We start from the raw sequence: 17,945 nt of genomic DNA, 5'->3' as shown, positions 1-17,945 counted from the left end.
ACAGGGAGAACATGTAATGGGATTCTTTAAGCAAAAAGGGCCACTCCAAAGAGATTTCTGCGAAGTATTGCTATATGTTGTGGCTTTATGGGCATTGAAGCCAGCAAGCCTTCAGGATATCCTGACGGTGAATCAATGCGATGGAATGTGGTTCTTTTCCGCAGCATTTTTTGCCATTGTTTTTGTAGGAATCGTTTCAGATTATCTTCTGATTACAAATCATTTCGTTGCATGGAAAGCAATACACGGCAATGTCAATCAAACAACATTTCAGGAACTTCAGAAATTTGCGCTGTGCGAAAATCAAAAAGTTGCTATTGAGCCAAAGTTGGCAAGTTGTATTTTAGTGGTTTTGGCAGGTTGTTTAACAGCGGCATTCGTATGGTTCACATTTATTTGCCGATGAGCATACACCTGAGTTGAAAATTTGCGGCTTTATAGTGTGATGAGGTGGCTGTTAGTGATATTGCTTTTGATCACGATGATGCCAATATACTAAAATTTTGTAAGAGGTGATTCCAGTGCAGAATTAAGCGAAAAAGAATCCAAATTGTAGCTGGGTGACTTGTAACAGTCAATAAAATATAAGGAGCAAATCGACATGAAAAAGATGACCCGAAATGAATTCCTTAAAATGGCTGGAACGAGTGCTGCGTTGGTTGTTTTCAACACAGTTTTGATGCCTGCTGCTGTTGCAGTTGAACCAGGCGTTGTAGCACTTTCTTCCAAAAAATCTAGTATCGAAATTGATAAAGGAACAACTGTAAACTCTGCAACATTCAAACTTGTCCCAATTTCTCGCGAAACCTTCTGGGGCGATGCTGGTTCATGTACACTTGATTATCTGTCTGAAGGGTATATCCAATGGACGATTACCGTTCCGGGTGCAGTAATTGTTTCCTTTGAAGGTAACCTGCATTTCAATAAACTTGGTACACCCTTTGGAACCTTTGATCATGCCATTTCTGCATACGGCACAATCGGTACGGAAGATGTAAAATATGGACTCTCTAAAGGAAAATGGGAGGTTGAGTTTACTGGAATTGCTACTGCGGCTAACGGCGATATGTATAGTGTCGTTGATGGCGCAACATTAGCTTTCAGTGTCACCAAATGATTCTGCCATATAATCTACGTATTTGATTTTTACAAAATAGCTTATCACATAGAACAAGCCCCACCTGCAGTAGATTCTTCGATTTGGAATATCTATTGTAGGTGGGGCTTTTAGATAAATTTATTTATTCAAGTTTGCCTTTATGTCTTTAAGGAGTTTTTATAGAGAGATAGCTTAAAAAACGATGATATCACAATTGCTGGATTTCTTGTTCGGCCAACCAAGCGAGTTTATTCCAGTTGTTTACACGACACCGTTTGCCGATAAATTCCAATATTTTTTTGTGAGTTTCTTTTGGCAGAGTATCGCCATTATGACATGCAAGAAATGTAAAAGGTTTAGGGATGTCTTCTTTTTTATCGGCCAATAATAAAATATATCCGATATACTTTCCCTGTTCAGATATCACATAAAATTCAGGTAGACAGTTTTCTTTACTGCTCTGAACAATTTCTTTAAAAATGTCTAATGGTATTTTTTGGGGAACAGCAGAGGCATAGACGTATTGAATGGCATTATCTTCATTTTTCAACCATGTAATCTCCATACTTATCTTCTTTTCCTTTTTGCAAACACAGTTAAAGCATTAAATATATTGTTATTATACCACATTTGTTGTGTGTTGGACTATGATTTGAAATTATTTGGCATTTTAACCAGTTTATCAAATGACTTATTGTGCGAGTAAGAGAATTTTAATCATAATCATTCGCTTGACCAATTTGTAACACAAAATACGTTACAATGATTTTCGGCGGTAGCCATGAAAAAACGATGACACTCAATCCTCCGTGTCAACCCCACTGTAAAGTAGCGGGTTGAGGATGTTCTGAGGCAGTTGGGCATCCTGTTGGCGACGGCAGAGCCATCCGTGAACCGGGCTTCCACTCGGTTGGTGTCTATGTTGTAGCGGAAGGAAAGCATTTTTTGAGAGTGATTATGGTCGAAATTCTGATTTCGTTTCATTTGAATAGCTCCTTTAATGATTTTGAAATTTGATTTTTGACGAGATGAGGTCTCTTTTTTCTTTCTCTTGAGTCACCTAACCGCACTACCCTGCATCGCAACTGTTCACGATGCTATCCACATCCGGGCGGTGCATCAGCTTTTGCAGGATGCCAAACTGCTTTTTGGTGGACGCAGACACCAGATACTGCCACTTTTGCGGCAGGATGGGCAAGTCTGCGATGCTCCACTTGACGTACTTGGCATCGTAGATATTGGGTGGAGCCAGTTCTACCAGATGCCCGATGCACCAGCTGACGAGATAACCGTTGCCCTCCCAATAACCATCCTGTCGATTGGTCGCACCGAGAACCTTTGCGTAAGCTGCCCCGACTGAGGGTTTCTCGCTGACCACAAGCTGATAAGACAATAAGCATCAACTCCTGTTCTTTTCAGATTTAGATATGTAAGGCGGCAAATGCCGCCTTGAAATCAGATAGGTTCGGTATCTTCCTCACCGGGTTCCTCCGGCTCGTCCTCGGTGGGAATCTCGAAGTCGCCCTTGTCCTCGGTGTAGTTAGCATCGGGGTCAAGGGCTTCTTTTTCTGCCTGCTTTTTCTGCTTCTGCTTCGCAAAAGCATAGAAGCCGCCGCCTGCCGCCAGCGCAATCAGCACGACTACGCCCAGAAAGCCGGATGCGATTTTTGTGACCTTGTTTTCCTTGGGCTGTTCCTCGCCGGATGCCGCCGCTTCTTCTGCGGCTTTCTTGGCTTCTTCCTCGGCTTTCAGCTTGTCCTGTTCCGCCTGCGCCGCTGCTTCTTTTTCAGCGGTATAAGCATCGGCAGCATCTTCCTCCATCAGAGCCAGAAGGTCTGCTTCGTCCACAAGGTTCATAAAGTGGACGGTCTGCTGCCCCTTGGCGTTGCGGTCAATCACCAGATAGAAAGTTGCACCCGACTTCGACACCAGCGTAATGAACTGCTGTCCGCTGCCATCGGAATAGTCGGTGTGGTAATCATCCACCAGCGTCAGGTTGCCCTCCGGGGTCAGGGCACCAGCGGTTTCATCCGTGACTGTGACAACATCTTCCTCCACGACTTCCGGCAGAACCGGCTGCTCCACCGGGGCAGCTTCGCCCTCAAAGGCAAAGGCGGGAGCCGCCATGCCAGCGCACAGTGCCGCCGATACCAGCAGCGCACCCAGTTTCTTAATCTTCATCTGCATCGACCTCCTTCTCAAAAGTTGCACCCACGGCAGACAGCGCAGCCGGGTTCGGGGTGGCGGTAGCCGACTGCCGCAGCAGAGCAGCAAGCTGTTCCGGCGTGACCTTTGCAGTCCGCACCATCTCGTTGACCTCGGCGGAATCCTCCTCCTGAATGCGCCGTTCCAGAATCTCGATGCGGTTATTCAGTTTGATGCGGCGCTCCTTCTCTTTTTCCAGCATTGCCCGTAGCTTATCCGATTTTTCGCTCATAAAACTCCTCCAATCATTTTGAAAGCCGTCCGAACCCGGCGAGATGCTTCTCCCAGTAGGACGAGTGAATGTTTGCGTACTTGATGGGGTCTCCGGCACTGACCATCATGCCATTGCCCAGATAAATCCCGGTATGGCTCATGCCGGGGGTGTCGTAGGTTCCTTTGAAAAAGACCAGATCTCCGGGCTTTGCTTCGGCTTCGGAAATGTGCTGGCTCTTGTTCCACAGACCGTTGGCGGTGGTACGCCCCACATTGTAGCCGTTCTGGTTGTAGACCCAGCAGACATAACCGCTGCAATCGAACCCGGTTTCCGGGGTAGAACCGCCCCACACATAGGGCGTGCCCACATACTTTTGGGCTTCCTTGTAGATGGCGGCAAATTCGCTGTCGGTCAGGGCTTCTGCCGGAATCTGATAATCAATACCCGGTGCGCCGGAGCCGTCCGAACCACCGGGCGGCAATCCGCCGTTGAACAGATAAGGCCGACCACCCAAGGTATCTTGGAAAATCTCGTAACGTTTCCATTGGTCGTTATTCAGTTCTTCCCGAATGACCACTTCCAAGCCACGGTTCACCAGCTTGGTGTGGAAGATGCGGTACTCGTAGGGCACCTGCGTGGGGACTGGGATTCCTGCGGGAGTCATGACCCACACAGTCATATACCGGGTCTGCACCTCTACCCATGTGGTCAGCTTGTACTGTTTTTTGAAGGTCTCCTTCAGCTTGCCCTGTACCTCCGAACGGGTGTAATCGTCATACAAGGTGGTCAGGAACGATGTCAACTGCCACGGGTCATGCTCGATGGGGTCGAGATGGTACTGGTACTCGTTGTAGCCGGGGTGGTCGGTAGGAGTGCGCTTGATCTTTTTATCCAGTTCCTTTTCCAGCTTCTTATAGTCCTGCTCTGCACCTCGGATGTCCCTGTCCTCGGCAGAGTACATGGTCTGCCCGGACACCTGTGTGCCGCCAGAAAAGAGGATGCCGCAGGAAGAAAAGCCGGACATCACCATGAGGATGAGCAAAAGAAAAACGCCCACGATCACCAGAACGTGTGCGTTGCCTTTGGCGGCGTTCATCAGCCCTTTTACGGCGGTGCTGACGGCAGTTTTGCCTTTTTCTACGGCCTGTTCCACGCCAGACCGAGCGGCAGATGCGCCGTTGGATGCCGCTTTGCCGCCTGCGGTCTGCGCCGCCGTGCCCGACCGGGCGGCGGTATAATAGCTTTTGTGAATTTCTTGCCGCTGTTTCCAACGTGAAAGCCAGTTGGAGCCGCCCTCGCCGGTGCTGGATGCGCCTGCATCTTGTGGCGCAGTCGGCTCCTGTGCAGAAGATCTTGCGGTTTTTGTGCCTTTCTTGCCCTGCATCTTGGCTTTCTTCTTGAGTTTACGGGCGTAGCGGCTCTTGGAAATATCCCGGACATTTCCAGCCGTTTTTTCGCCCTCGCTCAGAGCCTGCACACCGACGTTTTCATCCTCGTACTGGTCAACTTCCCGGTGCACCGCAGAGCGGGCGGCATGGGCGGCGTACATTTCCCGCTTCTGTGCCTTGCTCAACCGGCTCAGTTCGTCCGGGGTCAGTTCCGTCTTGCCGAACCGCAGGTGCTGGGCTTTTTCTGCTGCCTTTTCCGCATCGGTTTTCAGCTTTTTCTTTTTGGGCACCGTCTGCTCTACCTTGGCTTTTTTCGGGGGAGAACGGGTCTTTTTTGCGGACGTTTCCTCTTTGATGTTCAGCTTCGGTTCACTCATTTCTGTGCGCCCTCCGAGACTTCACCCAACTTGGTGGTCATAATGCGGTAGAGTTCCAGATCGGTGGGGAAACGGTCCACAAACGGCAGAATGACATTGCCGAAAAACAGCAGCCCTTCGCCCTCGCCGGAGTGGGTGACGTAGGAAAGCTGATGGGGCGAGATGTTGAGCTGCTTTGCGAGAATTTGCCGGTCGCCTGCCGCCTGATTCAGCATGATGATCATGTCTGAATTTTCAAAAATATTCTCGACCTCACGGGAAGAAAGAAGGTCTTTGACGTTCTGCGTCAATCCAGTCGGGATGCCGCCCCACTTACGGAAACGCTTCCAGATTTCTACGGAATACGCCGCAGTCTGTTCCTCTTTTAAGAGGAGGTGCATCTCATCCATATAATATCGGGTGGACTTGCCGCTGCTGTGGTTTGCCGTGACACGTCCCCACACCTGATCCTGTACGATGAGCATTCCCAGTTTTTTCATCTGTTTGCCCAGTTCCTTGATGTCGTAGCAGACGATGCGGTTATTGACGTTCACGTTAGTGCGATGGTTGAACAGGTTCAGGGAGCCTTTCACATAGATTTCCAGTGCGGTGGCAACGTGGTGGGCTTCCTTCTCGTCCTGCTGAAGCAGGGCGTTGTACAAGTCCTCAAGGATGGGCATATTCTCCGGGCAGGGGTTCGCAAAATATTTGCGGTAGATCAGATGCACACAACGGTCGATGACGGTTTTCTCCACCGGCAGCAGCCCTTCTTTGCCGCCAACCACCAGTTCGCAGAGAGAAAGGATAAAGTCAGCTTTCAGGGAAAGCGGGTTATCTTCCTCGGAGTAGTTGGCATTGATGTCCATGGGATTGATGAACTGGGTACTGTTGGGCGAAATTTTGATGACCTGACCCTTCAAACGATTCACCAGCGGCGAGTATTCGCCTTCGGGGTCGTTGATGATAATATCATCGTCCGTCACCAGAAACGCATTGGCAATTTCACGCTTTGCCGAGAAACTTTTGCCGCTTCCCGGAGTGCCGAGGATCAGGCCGTTGGGGTTCTTCAGCTTCTTCCGGTCCACCATGATAAGGTTGTTGGACAAGGCGTTCAGACCGTAATACAGGCTTTCTTTGCCGGACTGATACAGTTCCTGTGTGGTAAAGGGGATAAAGATGGCAGTGCTGCTGGTGGTCAGCCCTCGCTGAATCTCAATCTGACAGTCTGCCAGCGGCAGGCTGCTCATCAGCCCCTGTTCCTGTTGGTAGTCCAGTCGGCACAGGTTGCAGTTGTGCTTCTGGGCAATACTGGATGCCTGAAAAACATTGTTTTCCAGCTCCTGTTCCGTGCGCCCGGTGTTCAGCACCAGAAATGTGACAAGGAACATCCGCTCGTTCTGGCTCTGCAATTCCTTCAGCAGGGCTTTTGCATCTCTGCCGTAGGTCGCCAAATCGGACGGAATGATGTCAATATCATATCCGGCACGGATTGCCTTCTTCTGTTCCTCGATCTTGCTGCGATCCAGTTCGGTGATGGTGCGCTTGACCGTCTTGATGGCACGGTTCTGATCGACACTCTGAATGTGCATGGTGACAATCTGGGACGAATCCATGTCCAGAAAGTCCTTCAAAAGCTGGTCGCTGATGTCGGAAGCCGTGATGCTCAGAAAGCTGGCAGCGCAAAAGATGCCGCCCATCTGGAACGTCCGGGAGTTTTTGAAGGCAAAGGCGGTGGGTGCAATGGCATCCTTCACCGAAAGGCCGCTTTTCACAAGGTCTTTCCAGTCAAAGTGAAACTTGCTGGCACCGTCCATGTTGAACATATCGTGCATGAGTTTCAGCCGCTGGGCACCGTTCAGGGGCTTTGCCTGCACCCCCAGCCGGTGGAAGTTGTTAAGCAAATCGTTTTGGATGTGGTCGAGCCGGGGCTTGACCTGTGCCATGCTCTCGCCCTCCACGCCAAAGGTGATGAATTTGGTCTTGGTCAGACCATTATTGCCCTTGGCAAGCTGCTGGCGCAGCATCTGGGAATACTCCGCACGAACATCATCGAAACCATCTCGCTGGTACGGGATACGGATGCTTTTCTCAAACTCGGTGCTGTCGGTTGCCATGTTCACAAAGGACAGCTCAAATTTGATGCTGGAATCAAAGAAGTTCAGAAAACTGCACCATTCCTCAAAAATCGCGGTCTTATCCTCCTGCTGTGCCAACTGATAGTTGATGTCCTGATACTGGATGGTGCGGGTGTAGTAGTTGGGCTTCACCCGGCAGGTGCCATCCTCGAACATCCGCTGCATGGGGATGGACTGCTGGGCGGTCCGGGGCACAGCAGGCTTTGTGTTCTGCCTGCGCTTCTGTGCAGACTGCGGCTTGCTGTGCTTACCAGTCTTTCTCCAAAACGGGATCATGGGTCACGCCTCCCTTCATCAAAATCACATAATAGTTGTTGGTCTTGTAGGGGCGAATCTTCGGACGGACAAACCGGGACTGCACATAGTACGACAGCAGTTTTTCCATGGGCTGTCCGTTCTTTTCGTACATCCCAAGGAAGAACGCCGGTAGCATCACCGCCATCATACCGAGGGTGGCGGCAGTGTTGCCGCCGGAATCCCGTAGAACAAAAAACAGCGGCACTCCAATGAGAGCCGCTGTGCCAAAGCAGACAAGCTGTCGTTTGGTCAGATTGAATGCGACCTTCGATTTCACTTTTGTCAGGTCACGGGGAACAGAAATATACGCAGCCAATAAAGCACCTCCTTTAGTGCGCTCCGAGGACGGATTTGGTCACAGAGCTGGTCTTGAACAGGCTGAAACAAAGCAGAACGGTGTAGCCCACAATGCTCCAAATGGAGTTGATGGCATCCCCGGAAATCGCCACGCTCTGGATCAGCACAGCGTAAATTGCCACGCAGATGAGGATGAGAAAGCCTTGAAAGCCCAATGCGAACAGGCATTTCAGGTAGTTTTGCCCCATGTGCGACTGCTCGTGGTTGCCCCATGTTGCCATGGGGATGGGCGCAAGGCTCACCATGCAGTAGATTTCAATCATACGCCCGTAGACGATGACAAAAATGATGATACTCAATATCCGCATGGTGATGTCGATGAAGAAGGACTGCAAAAACAGCCCGAACAGGGGGCCTACATCCATCTGCATCAGGCTGGATTGCAGCATGGACAAACCAATGTCATTGACACGGGTGTTTCCGGCAATGATGCCGCTGGAATCGGACACTACCTTCTGGGTGATGTCGAACACCGCCATCACAATATCGAAGGTGTTGCTGATGAGCCACACCGAAACAGCGGTCTTAAAAATCCAGCGCATGATGAGGGCAGGCTCAAACTGCGCCATGTTGTTGTGCTGGGTGATCATCTCGATCAACTCGTAACAGGCGATGAAGGTCAGGATGATGCCTGCAATGGGCAGCACCACATTCCGAGAAAGAGCTTCGATCATCGCAAAAACGCGCGGCTCAAAGCTGGAGGGCTTGGTGCCCACCTGCTGTGCGATGTTGCCCACCTGCGTGTTTACATCGTCGAACAGGCCGGAAAGATTGGACATAATGCCTGCCGTCAGGATGCCTTTGATCCAGTCGGCAATGGCTTTAAGAACGGTTTCCATTCAGCAGTCACCGTCCTTAGCTGAAGTGGTTGATAAGGGTCTTGAGAAGGTTCAGGAGAAAAATAATGTGGGTCAAAAACTGCATAAGACACCGCCTTTCACTGATGGGTGGATAAAAAACACGGCTTGGGGCACGGACATTCAATAAAACTGCAAACCGCAGAGGGCTTTCCGCTGCTGCTCAAGCCGCTGTATGGAATAATCGCCTCAGAAGCCGATGAAAACAAAAATGCCGACTGCTTTTTGGCAATCGGCATAGGACAATAATTCAGTTATGCAAGCATTTTGCCCTCCAGATAGGAGCAGCGGAGATAATCAGGATTGGTGTAGTATACGTTGGAATTGAAATCGGAGATCTCATCCGTGATAAACGACGAAAAAACATCCAGAATTGCCTGTGCTGCATCATCATCCTTCATGGTGGACAGCACCAGCCCCTGGTACAGCATTCCGATGGAGGTTGCAGAAGGAACCGTGTAGCGGCACTCTGCGGCGGTATCAAAATCCCCCTCCGGGATGTTGAGATCTTCAATCAGCTCATCCGAAACCTGCTCAAAGGACAGGCAATGGTTTACTTCTGCCAGCCGGAGCTGCCGTTCGATGTCGGCTTTTGTAAAGTGACGGATCACATCCTGCCGATGATTTTTGGTCTTGCGGGCAATGGTCTCAATCAGGCTGCAAACATAGAGAACATCATTTTTCTGCTTTTCGGTCATGGATGGGTTCACTCCTCTCAAAGGTCAGGCAGTGCAAAGCGTTTACGGTGTGAAAGCTGATCTGGTGTGTTGGATGCTTGAATTTCGCCAAGGCCCAAAATGCTTCACGGCTGATCTGCCCGGACGTAAATCCGTTGACGTAATCCCAAATGGTGTCGTCTGCCATGGGTCCCTCCACAATATCGTAGGGATGGGTTTCGCCTGCACGACATTTTGCAATGAAATCCAGCCATTCGTCCGACATTTCAGGGAAACGCAGGATTTTCAGGTCGGGATTTTCTACATAGCGGTAGACGTTCACAAGGCCGTCGGCAGAACGGCGGTCTGCCCAGCGGTAGGCTTGCTGATAGTTGTTCGTGCAGTAGAATCCCCAAGAAAAGTCCTTTGTATACCGTGTGATACGGATTTCGGGATAGACAACTTCTTCTTTACTGCCATGATACAATAAAATCTCGCTCATCTGCGTCACCTTCTGTATGTGAGATGGTTACTATGGATTTCCTTATTATAATATGTACCGGGCGGCAACCGCCGCCTGCCGTTCTTAACCGAACAGGCCGCTCAGCAGGGGAATCAGGGTAATGCCGACCAGCGCAACGCCGCCGCCAGCCATGAGCTGCTTCATGCCCTGAGACTTGGAGCCGGGGTTGTCGTTACCATAACCTTCCAGCAGGTTGATGGCACCCCAAACGCCGAGACCGGCACCCAGAGCCACGACCAGAGTCTGAAGAACTTCGATAGCAGAGTTGAAGAATTCCATAGTCTTTTCTCCTTTATTATAAAGCGTTTTCGATCATTTGTACACACCCGAAATCTTATTGTTTTACACTGCATAACCGCAGCAAGGTTGATTTGCTGGTGCACTTTTCTGACCGGGATAAATTAAAAACGCCTACCGAGTCAGGCAGGCGGGAGCGAATCAGCGTCCACCACGATGAACTCATCACCGGGGTGGATTTTTCTTTTCGGTTCAGATATTTTTCAATATCGAAGATATTTTTGGGGTCGTAATCCGAAGTCAGCTTATAGTTGGGGTGCTGGGTCAGGTCGTATTTGTCCGAAAGGAAGGGGCGCACACCGCGCAACTGCAAGATGCACTTGCCGCCGTCCAGCACCGCCAGCTCGTCCCGGCTCAATAATTCATGCCCCATCTTCTGGAACGTAGTGCCGTAACTGGGGCTGTTGCCACGGGTGTCCGAAGTGTTGAACGAGTCGATTGTTTCCTTGCCCAGCATTTCGGACAGGTCTTTCAGGGTAGTCGGGCTCACTGAACCGCCGAGAAAAATCTGGCTGTCCATGTTGCCGACGATGGTGTCGGCATTGTCCTTGTAGATAGCTTTCAGCTGACTTCTCGTCTGCAAAACAAGGCAGGCAGAGATTTCACGGCTGCGGATGGTTGCCACCAGCTTTTCCAGATTGGGAATCTGGCCGATGTTGGCGCACTCGTCGATAAGGCACCGCACATGGATGGGCAGCTTGCCGCCGTACACATCATCTGCTTTATCGCACAGTAAATTGAAAAGCTGGGTGTAAACCATGTGAAATCAGGAAGTTGAAGGTTGAATCCGTGTCCGACATGATGAGGAACAGCGCCGTCTTCCGGTCGCCCAGCGTGTCCAGTTGCAGTTCATCGTACATGGTGAGATCCCGCAGCTCTTGGATGTCGAAGGGGGCGAACCGGGCACCACAGGAAATGAGGATGGATTTTGCGGTCTTTCCTGCGGCCAGCTTGTAAAGTTTGTACTGCCGCCCGGCAAAGCAGTTGGGCTTCTTTTTTGCCAGTTCTTCAAACAGCAGATCCACCGGGTTCTGGTATTCCTCGTCGTCCTCCAGTACCTGCATGGTGTTCAGCATCTCCAGCAGAGTAGCGAAGTTTTGTTCCTCGGCCGGGGCTTCATAATGCAGATAAGCGATCAGGGCGGTGAGCAAAAGACGCTTCGACTTTTCTCCCAGAATGGATCGCCGCCGGACCCTTCGCCCTTGGTGTTGGTCATCAGGGTTGTGACCAGTTTCAGAATGTCCTTTTCGCTGTGGACATAGGCGAAGGGGTTATAGTGCATCGACTTTTTGAAGTTGATGGTGTTCAGGATTTTCAGCTTGTAACCGTTCTTCAGAAGGGCGTTCCCGCACTCGACCACGATACTGCCTTTCGGGTTTTGTCAATAAGGATAGAGAAAAAGTAAATTATTTTTATGAGGTTACAACATCGGATTGAATAAGGCGCAGTACCTTGTCGGTAAAGGTTTCCCGGCTGGTCTGGCTGAAATGGAAATAAATATCAAAGGTCGTACCGCCAACGGTCTTTACCATATCGGGTGGCGGTACGTCCGGGGCGGGTGAAGCGTTGCCGCCCGCCATCACGGGCAGGGGATGGCCTTGCCCTCTCTGCTGGTGCTGTCGCTCCCCTCCGGGGCGGGGATGGTGCTGGTGATCGTCATGCTGGGGTCGTAGGTCATAGGCTCTCCTTTCATCATTCATCAAAGTTAATCCACGTGAGCGCCATTTTGCCGCCCACGTTGGAGTGGGGGAAGGGGAATGTATTAGTCCCCTTTGAGGACTGTCCACAAGCCCCCTGATTGCAAGGCTTTTCAGCCTCTAAATGTCCACGCCTGCGGCGTTCCCGTTCGCTGGCAGCTTTCTTTCTCCGGCGCACATTGGCGGCGCACTCGTCACAGTATTTGCCCCGATTGGAGCGCGGCACGAACATCGCCCCGCACTCGGCACAGGGCCGCGCCTGTCCTCGGTGGAGCAAGGCGGCACACAACCCCTTGTCTGTTGGCAGGACGGCGGCGCGGAACCATTTACAGACCAGGGAATAGGTGATACTCTGGACGCAGACACAAGGCTCCCAGCCGTCATCAAGAGCAAGACAGTTGCCGCCGTCATAATTGCAGCAGTCATGCACCAGCCGCCGGACGGCTCGGTACTGCTGGTAGGTCAGTCGGGGAATGCCGTTCACCGCTCCACCTCCCGGCGTTTCTGCTGGGTCTGCTCCTGCTGGTGTATGGCAGCATCGGCGTTCCGCTTCACCTGTTGAAGCCGCCGCAAATCGTCTTGGATAGGCTTGTACTGCTCATACTCGGCTGTGTACTCCTGGTGAAGCCTCGCCTGTTCCTGTTCCCACGCATGAACGGGGATTTTACCAGCAGGGGAACGGTGCTTGTCCAGCTTCCGGCGGGCCATGTGGAACGTCCTCAACTCGTTCTCATGCTCCCTCTCGAATTTTTCCCGCTTGCCCTTCCACTTGATACCCTGCAACTCGTCATAGACGGGCTTGGTGTCTCGGTAGAGGTCAACAAGGCGAAGCAGTTCCTTCAATTCGTTCAGACGGTCACGCTTCGCTTTCATGGATGTGTTGATGGCCTCCGTTCGTTCACTCTGGGCGGCGATATGGGTCTCTAAATCTTCCAGCGTAGCGATGCCCTCTCGGTCAGAAAATTGATGGCCTCGGCAAAACCTTTAAGATTTCCAATCCTGGCGTTGCGGCTCCATGCTCCGGCGTTCCGGCCCTCATAGTAGTCGGTCAGCAGGGCGGCAAGGGTCGGGGCCTGGGGCTTGCTCAATTCTTCTTTTATGGCCTTAATCCAATCCGTCAGGCCGGCGATTTTCTTCCGAATATCCCGCAGAATGTTGTTGGCCTTTTTTATCCAGCGGTTCAGATCGCCCTTGTCGGTGGGGATGCCCTTGGCCTCCATCTGGCGGACGGCCACGCCCTCATGGACGGTGGGCAGCAGGTCAAGGCCCTGACGCTCATAGGAGCGGTGGTCGATGCGGCAGGTCAGCCCCTTTTCCTCAAACTTGGCGTTCACCATAGCGGCCCACGCCTCCCGCCAATGTTCCAGTGTTTCCGGGCTTCCCCAGTCGGTAGTGGGAACAGCGTCAAAGAGGGCTTGCCGTCCTCTCCCATAATGCGGTTCCCGTCCTCGTCCAGACGGTAGCGGCGGCGCTGCTTGCACCCCCATTTGCCGTCTGGCTCAATGGGCCGGATGGGGCAGAGAACATGAAAGTGCGGGTTAGGAATACCGCCGTCCTCCTTGTCCGGCTGGTGGATGGCAAAGTCGGCAATCATGCCCCGGCCCACAAGCTGCTCCGAAACAAATTGCCTTGCAAGAGCGATGTTTTCCTCCAATGAAAACTCGTTCTGCAAGGCAATGTCAAAGCTATATGCAAGCTGGGCTTTCTTGCCGCGCTCGGCCTTCTCCACGGCGTTCCAGAGGGTGGCGCGGTCTTGGTACTGGTTGGGGGCCTGGGGCGGCAGGAGAATGTCTGTGCAGACCACGCCGCCCTTGTGGGTGTAGTCGCTGACCTCGCCATAGTATTCGCTATACAATTTCTCCCCGGCTCGGTAGGCGGCGGACGTGACAACAGACTGTCCCGCGCTCCGTTTGACCTGGGTAACGTGGAGATGGAACAGGGCCAATTATCCGCTTTCCTGCTGGTCAGTGGCTTGGCTCACCAGGGCGGCAACTTCCGGCAGGGAAAAGACCTTTTCCATCAAAAGAAAAAAGGCCCTTTCGCTCATGCCGCGCACCTCCGGGGCGATACTCTCCACCGCTCCGCCACGGGTGATAAGTCGGTGGTTTCGCTTCTTCCTTTCGCCTTGGGTGTAGTAGCGGATGCGGTTCTCATACCGCTGGCCTCTGTGCTGGTACTGCTCCAACTTAGCGGTGGCCTCAGCATACTCTTTCTCTAATTCTTCGCGTGACTTGTCCATCGTGTTTGACCTCCTTCTTGGCAAAACAAAAGACCGTCTACCTGCTGTGTCGGGTAAACGGTCAAGGGTAACGGTATTCGGTTTTAGCCTCGCTGGAAAGGTGCAGACGCAGAGCGGATGTACCTTTCCAGCGAGGGCGCAGGGATAGCCGCAAAGCGGCGCAAGGGGCGCAGCCCCTTGTACGGAGCGGAGCGACGCAAACGGCCCGGACTTTCGGAAGTCCGGGCCGTAGCCTCGCAGAGCGCACGATACATGGTCGCAGACCATGTATAGAAGTGCGCCCTTTGTTCCAAAGGGATTTTATAAGTCCATCATTGATGGGAGAATTTTGTTGAACATATGGCGCACCTTATCAATCCGGGTGTTTGGGCGGCGTGGCTGAAAAACTGGTTCGCCGCTGGCGATTTGATACCCCTTCAATTCTGTTAAACAAACGCTTCTCCCGTTTGTATAAAAGGTGAGGTCATTGCGGTACTCTTGCACACAGCGGGCAGGGATTTCGCCAGTAAAAATCACCTCGCTGTTTTTAACCTGGGTCGTTTCAATACTCGCGCAATATTTTGGTGCGTCATGATAAGCTCTGGAGAGATATTCCTGCGGCGCATAGAGTGTAAAAGAAAGATATGGTTCCAATAGCTGCGTCCCCGCCTTTTTCAACACCTGCTCCAATACAATAGGTGCCAATGACCGAAAGTCTGCGGGAGTGCTGACCGGACTATAATAAAGCCCATACTCAAAACAGATTTTACAGTCCGTTACCTTCCATCCATACACGCCTTGTTCCAGACCGTAGCGGATACCATCCAATACAGCGTTTTGAAAACTCTGATTCAAGTATCCAACGGAAACTTTGCTCTCATACTGCACTCCGGTGCCAAGGGGGAGAGGGGTGACGGACAGCCCGATGGACGCCCAGAATGGATTGGGCGGCACTTCGATATGAATGGTGTGACTTACCGCTTTCAATGGCCTCTCCATATAGATGACGGTAGGTTCTTTTGCAGTTGTGTTGAGCTGATATTTTTCCACCAGAAGATCAGAGATAATTTCCAATTGTACCCGGCCCAAAAAGGAGAGAATGATCTCATGGGTCACAGCGTCTACTTCATAGCGCAGAAGCGGGTCGGTATCCGCAATTTCTGTCAAGGCGTTTAACAAGCGTTCCCTCTGTTCTGGTTTCTCTGGTGCAATTGTTGTCCGCAGCAAAGGGAGAGGATTGTCGCTCCACGTTTCACGGGGCAGCAGCAGTTTGTTTCCCAGCACATCATTCAGCCGCAAACTGTCGCAGGGTACAATGACGATCTCGCCCGCATGGGCAATCTCTGTTCGGACAATCTCACCCTTTGAGGGGATACGCATTTCCGTAATTTTCAGTTTTTCTTTCCCTGCCAAGGCTACGGAATCCCGCAAATGAAGCGTACCGCTATACAACCGCAGATAGGCAAGGCGTTGGCTCTGGTTTGCGTACTCAACTTTGAACACAGTTCCGCACAATTCAGAGCTGTTCTGCCCGGTGGGTGATTGGAATGTATCTGTGACCGCTTCAATGAGTTGTCGGATTCCCAAGTTTACCTTGGCACTGCCATGATAGACCGGAAACAGAGAGACGCTTTGGATTCTCCTGTTTTCCTCCCGCAGAAGTTCTTCTTTGTCCATTGGTTCTCCGGCAATATATTTCTCCAACAATTCATCACAGTCCGCAATCACGGTATCCCAATTCTCCAGCCCCATGTTTTCCATGATGGATATATCCGGGGAAAGCTGCACGTTCTGCTTAATAATCATATTTGCGGAGAGCTTATCTCGGATAGACTGATACACACCTGGCAGGTCAATCCCGTCCTGGTCGATTTTGTTAATAAAGATAACAGTTGGGATTTTCATTACTTGCAGAGCATGAAACAGAATACGGGTCTGCGCCTGAACGCCGTCTTTTGCAGAAACAACCAAAATCGCTCCGTCAAGAATGGCAAGGGAGCGATAGACCTCCGCTAAGAAATCCATATGCCCAGGAGTATCCACAATGTTGACCTTACAATCGTGCCACTGAAAGGAAGTGACCGCCGTTTGAATGGTGATTCCACGCTGCCGCTCTAAAAACATGGTGTCCGTTCTCGTTGTTCCCTGATCCACACTGCCGGGCGCCTCGATTGCTCCGCTGGTATATAACAGGCTCTCCGTCAAGGTCGTCTTACCTGCGTCTACATGAGCAAGAATGCCAATATTGATGATTTTCATATGATTGTCCTCCATACAAGGCCCAGAAGGGCGCAAAAATCCCCAGCGACAAATACTTTTACCGCTGGGGATGATAGGTAGGACACACATGAAAACTGCGGCCAAGGCTGGCCGTTGTCTATCACGATATGAAATGAAAAGGCAAAAGTATTCTTAAATTGGGTACAAAAACCAAGCCCTCTCCTTGAGGACGTTTGTCTTTGTTCCCATTATCAAATTTTATTTAAGAATACCTTGCCGCATATTGATAAACTCCTTTGCTTGGATTTTTTTATAGTATAGCATATCAAATTCCCAAAAGCAACCCTGTTAAGATAAATTTTTTCTGTCACTGCACCTCCATATCTCTCTCGTGTATACGCCATACGCAACTCTTTTCAAAAAGAAGTGGACGCGCTGGCAAAGCTGTGGTAGAATGAAACGAAAGAAGGTGAGGATGGTGGAGCTCAAAACGACAATCGCCCAGGGACTGCACGTCACAGATGACAGCGCGGGTTATGATGCCGCCTGTAAGCGTGTCCTGTCTGAAAAGGCAATCCTGGCGCGGATTATGAAGTCCTGCCTGGAAGAATACAAGGATTGCGATGTCAATGATATTGCCGAGAAGTACATTGAGGGCCAACCCCAGGTGTCCGCCGTCCCGGTGCTGCCGGACGAGGGTGGCACAGTCATCAGCGGCATGGACACCGAGGACAAATCGGTGCGCGAGGGGACAGTCACCTATGACATTCGCTTCCGCGCCATCGTTCCCGACTCCGAGGAACAAATTGCCCTCATCATCAACGTGGAGGCCCAGAACGATTTTTACCCCGGCTATCCGCTGATAAAGCGTGGCATATACTACTGTTGCCGCATGATTTCTTCCCAGTACGGCAGGGAGTTCACTGGCTCCCATTATGAGAAAATCAAGAAGGTCTACTCCATCTGGATTTGCATGAAACCGCCGCAGTATCGAGAGAACACCATTACCCGGTATCGGCTGGTGGAAGAATATCTGGTCGGCGAGGGCAAAGAACCCATCAGGAATTATGATTTGCTGTCCATCATCATGCTGTGCCTTGGCGGGCCGGATGGGTCAAATTATGACGGCGTATTGCGGATGCTGGATGTGCTTCTCTCCAACGAAACCAGCGAGGCGGAAAAGCGGAAAATTTTGCAGGACGATTACGACATTCAAATGACGCAGACAATGGAAAGGGAGGTGTCGGTCATGTGTAATTTGAGCAAGGGCGTTGAGGAAAAAGGCGTTGCTAAAGGTATCTTGTCCTCTATCAAAAACCTCATGGAAACGATGGGGCTGACCATTGAACAGGCTATGGCGGCGCTGAAAGTCCCGGAGGGCGAACGTCAGAAATATATGGATTTGCTGGAACGGCAGTAATGACAA

17 protein-coding genes and 4 pseudogenes are annotated in these 17,945 nt (G+C 51.2%); 3 read left to right on the top strand and 18 right to left on the bottom strand.

Annotated features, from left to right (window positions below; all coding sequences use genetic code 11):
- Positions 1 to 16 precede the first annotated feature (16 nt).
- Both PXT33_RS08940 and PXT33_RS08935 read left to right on the top strand, forming a co-directional pair.
- Positions 17 to 406, top strand: a complete 390-nt coding sequence (locus PXT33_RS08940) for a hypothetical protein (RefSeq protein ID WP_055187026.1) — start codon at positions 17 to 19, stop codon at positions 404 to 406.
- A 195-nt stretch (positions 407 to 601) separates the two neighbouring features.
- Positions 602 to 1,117 carry a hypothetical protein gene (locus PXT33_RS08935; RefSeq protein ID WP_055187025.1) on the top strand — a complete coding sequence of 172 codons (516 nt, stop codon included), beginning with the start codon at positions 602 to 604 and terminating at the stop codon, positions 1,115 to 1,117.
- A 190-nt stretch (positions 1,118 to 1,307) separates the two neighbouring features.
- On the opposite strand, the gene PXT33_RS08930 is transcribed toward PXT33_RS08935, so the two are convergent.
- The 18 genes and pseudogenes from PXT33_RS08930 to tet form a co-directional block, all read right to left on the bottom strand.
- Positions 1,308 to 1,649, bottom strand: a complete 342-nt coding sequence (locus tag PXT33_RS08930; protein WP_133300986.1) for a hypothetical protein — start codon at positions 1,647 to 1,649, stop codon at positions 1,308 to 1,310.
- Between the two features lie 173 nt (positions 1,650 to 1,822).
- A complete protein-coding gene (locus PXT33_RS08925) occupies positions 1,823 to 2,041 on the bottom strand; it encodes a DUF6061 family protein (protein ID WP_332376684.1) in 219 nt (72 codons plus the stop codon).
- Positions 2,042 to 2,171: 130 nt separating this feature from the next.
- A pseudogene (locus tag PXT33_RS08920) lies at positions 2,172 to 2,492 on the bottom strand (DNA topoisomerase III); the annotation flags it as partial.
- A 62-nt stretch (positions 2,493 to 2,554) separates the two neighbouring features.
- Positions 2,555 to 3,286, bottom strand: a complete 732-nt coding sequence (locus PXT33_RS08915; protein ID WP_154256817.1) for a DUF4366 domain-containing protein — start codon at positions 3,284 to 3,286, stop codon at positions 2,555 to 2,557.
- On the bottom strand, positions 3,270 to 3,536 hold the full coding sequence (locus PXT33_RS08910; RefSeq protein WP_055191823.1) for a DUF4315 family protein: 267 nt from the start codon (positions 3,534 to 3,536) through the stop codon (positions 3,270 to 3,272). The genes PXT33_RS08915 and PXT33_RS08910 overlap by 17 nt, the downstream gene beginning before the upstream one ends.
- A gap of 13 nt (positions 3,537 to 3,549) precedes the next feature.
- A complete protein-coding gene (locus PXT33_RS08905; RefSeq protein WP_347070295.1) occupies positions 3,550 to 5,283 on the bottom strand; it encodes a CD1108 family mobile element protein in 1,734 nt (577 codons plus the stop codon).
- The gene (locus tag PXT33_RS08900; protein ID WP_347070294.1) at positions 5,280 to 7,673 is read right to left on the bottom strand and encodes a VirB4-like conjugal transfer ATPase, CD1110 family; all 2,394 of its coding nucleotides are present in this window, start codon (positions 7,671 to 7,673) and stop codon (positions 5,280 to 5,282) included. The genes PXT33_RS08905 and PXT33_RS08900 overlap by 4 nt, the downstream gene beginning before the upstream one ends.
- On the bottom strand, positions 7,645 to 8,010 hold the full coding sequence (locus tag PXT33_RS08895) for a PrgI family protein (protein WP_347070293.1): 366 nt from the start codon (positions 8,008 to 8,010) through the stop codon (positions 7,645 to 7,647). Before PXT33_RS08895 ends, PXT33_RS08900 begins: the two co-directional genes overlap by 29 nt.
- Positions 8,011 to 8,023: 13 nt before the next feature.
- The gene (locus tag PXT33_RS08890) at positions 8,024 to 8,890 is read right to left on the bottom strand and encodes a VirB6/TrbL-like conjugal transfer protein, CD1112 family (RefSeq protein ID WP_112122160.1); all 867 of its coding nucleotides are present in this window, start codon (positions 8,888 to 8,890) and stop codon (positions 8,024 to 8,026) included.
- Between the two features lie 272 nt (positions 8,891 to 9,162).
- Positions 9,163 to 9,606, bottom strand: coding sequence for a hypothetical protein (locus PXT33_RS08885; protein ID WP_112122232.1), 444 nt, complete (start codon positions 9,604 to 9,606; stop codon positions 9,163 to 9,165).
- Positions 9,584 to 10,066 carry a DUF3990 domain-containing protein gene (locus PXT33_RS08880; RefSeq protein WP_005943070.1) on the bottom strand — a complete coding sequence of 161 codons (483 nt, stop codon included), beginning with the start codon at positions 10,064 to 10,066 and terminating at the stop codon, positions 9,584 to 9,586. The genes PXT33_RS08885 and PXT33_RS08880 overlap by 23 nt, the downstream gene beginning before the upstream one ends.
- Positions 10,067 to 10,150: 84 nt before the next feature.
- Positions 10,151 to 10,366 carry a Maff2 family mobile element protein gene (locus PXT33_RS08875; RefSeq protein ID WP_055186938.1) on the bottom strand — a complete coding sequence of 72 codons (216 nt, stop codon included), beginning with the start codon at positions 10,364 to 10,366 and terminating at the stop codon, positions 10,151 to 10,153.
- Between the two features lie 140 nt (positions 10,367 to 10,506).
- Positions 10,507 to 11,762 (bottom strand): annotated as a pseudogene (locus tag PXT33_RS14775) (VirD4-like conjugal transfer protein, CD1115 family); the annotation flags it as partial.
- Positions 11,763 to 11,796: 34 nt separating this feature from the next.
- Positions 11,797 to 11,916 carry a transposon-encoded TnpW family protein gene (locus PXT33_RS08855; protein ID WP_347070289.1) on the bottom strand — a complete coding sequence of 40 codons (120 nt, stop codon included), beginning with the start codon at positions 11,914 to 11,916 and terminating at the stop codon, positions 11,797 to 11,799.
- 271 nt (positions 11,917 to 12,187) lie between these two features.
- Positions 12,188 to 12,565 (bottom strand): annotated as a pseudogene (locus tag PXT33_RS08850) (cysteine-rich VLP domain-containing protein); the annotation flags it as partial.
- Positions 12,562 to 14,026: pseudogene (gene mobQ / locus PXT33_RS14825) on the bottom strand (MobQ family relaxase). The pseudogenes PXT33_RS08850 and mobQ, both read right to left, overlap by 4 nt.
- A complete protein-coding gene (locus PXT33_RS08830; RefSeq protein WP_021631985.1) occupies positions 14,027 to 14,320 on the bottom strand; it encodes a DUF3847 domain-containing protein in 294 nt (97 codons plus the stop codon).
- A gap of 300 nt (positions 14,321 to 14,620) precedes the next feature.
- A complete protein-coding gene (gene tet / locus PXT33_RS08825; protein ID WP_035300359.1) occupies positions 14,621 to 16,558 on the bottom strand; it encodes a TetM/TetW/TetO/TetS family tetracycline resistance ribosomal protection protein in 1,938 nt (645 codons plus the stop codon).
- Positions 16,559 to 16,994: 436 nt separating this feature from the next.
- On the opposite strand from tet, the gene PXT33_RS08820 reads away from it, so the two are divergent.
- The gene (locus tag PXT33_RS08820; protein WP_117810788.1) at positions 16,995 to 17,939 is read left to right on the top strand and encodes a hypothetical protein; all 945 of its coding nucleotides are present in this window, start codon (positions 16,995 to 16,997) and stop codon (positions 17,937 to 17,939) included.
- The last annotated feature ends 6 nt before the right edge of the window (positions 17,940 to 17,945 follow it).

It is taken from the genome of Faecalibacterium taiwanense (assembly GCF_036632915.2).
Classification (GTDB): domain Bacteria; phylum Bacillota; class Clostridia; order Oscillospirales; family Ruminococcaceae; genus Faecalibacterium; species Faecalibacterium taiwanense.
The sequence above is the reverse complement of the archived record's forward strand: the minus strand, read 5'-3'. Positions and strand labels throughout refer to the sequence as shown.

Bases quoted from the DNA above. Each gene is read 5' to 3' on its own strand.
- PXT33_RS08940 (WP_055187026.1), top strand. From the start codon at position 17: ATGGGATTCTTTAAGCAAAAAGGGCCACTCCAAAGAGATTTCTGCGAA.
- PXT33_RS08935 (WP_055187025.1), top strand. From the start codon at position 602: ATGAAAAAGATGACCCGAAATGAATTCCTTAAAATGGCTGGAACGAGT.
- PXT33_RS08925 (WP_332376684.1), bottom strand. From the start codon at position 2,041: ATGCTTTCCTTCCGCTACAACATAGACACCAACCGAGTGGAAGCCCGG.
- PXT33_RS08915 (WP_154256817.1), bottom strand. From the start codon at position 3,286: ATGCAGATGAAGATTAAGAAACTGGGTGCGCTGCTGGTATCGGCGGCA.
- PXT33_RS08910 (WP_055191823.1), bottom strand. From the start codon at position 3,536: ATGAGCGAAAAATCGGATAAGCTACGGGCAATGCTGGAAAAAGAGAAG.
- PXT33_RS08905 (WP_347070295.1), bottom strand. From the start codon at position 5,283: ATGAGTGAACCGAAGCTGAACATCAAAGAGGAAACGTCCGCAAAAAAG.
- PXT33_RS08900 (WP_347070294.1), bottom strand. From the start codon at position 7,673: ATGATCCCGTTTTGGAGAAAGACTGGTAAGCACAGCAAGCCGCAGTCT.
- PXT33_RS08890 (WP_112122160.1), bottom strand. From the start codon at position 8,890: ATGGAAACCGTTCTTAAAGCCATTGCCGACTGGATCAAAGGCATCCTG.
- PXT33_RS08885 (WP_112122232.1), bottom strand. From the start codon at position 9,606: ATGACCGAAAAGCAGAAAAATGATGTTCTCTATGTTTGCAGCCTGATT.
- PXT33_RS08880 (WP_005943070.1), bottom strand. From the start codon at position 10,066: ATGAGCGAGATTTTATTGTATCATGGCAGTAAAGAAGAAGTTGTCTAT.
- PXT33_RS08875 (WP_055186938.1), bottom strand. From the start codon at position 10,366: ATGGAATTCTTCAACTCTGCTATCGAAGTTCTTCAGACTCTGGTCGTG.
- PXT33_RS08855 (WP_347070289.1), bottom strand. From the start codon at position 11,916: ATGGTAAAGACCGTTGGCGGTACGACCTTTGATATTTATTTCCATTTC.
- PXT33_RS08830 (WP_021631985.1), bottom strand. From the start codon at position 14,320: ATGGACAAGTCACGCGAAGAATTAGAGAAAGAGTATGCTGAGGCCACC.
- tet (WP_035300359.1), bottom strand. From the start codon at position 16,558: ATGAAAATCATCAATATTGGCATTCTTGCTCATGTAGACGCAGGTAAG.
- PXT33_RS08820 (WP_117810788.1), top strand. From the start codon at position 16,995: ATGGTGGAGCTCAAAACGACAATCGCCCAGGGACTGCACGTCACAGAT.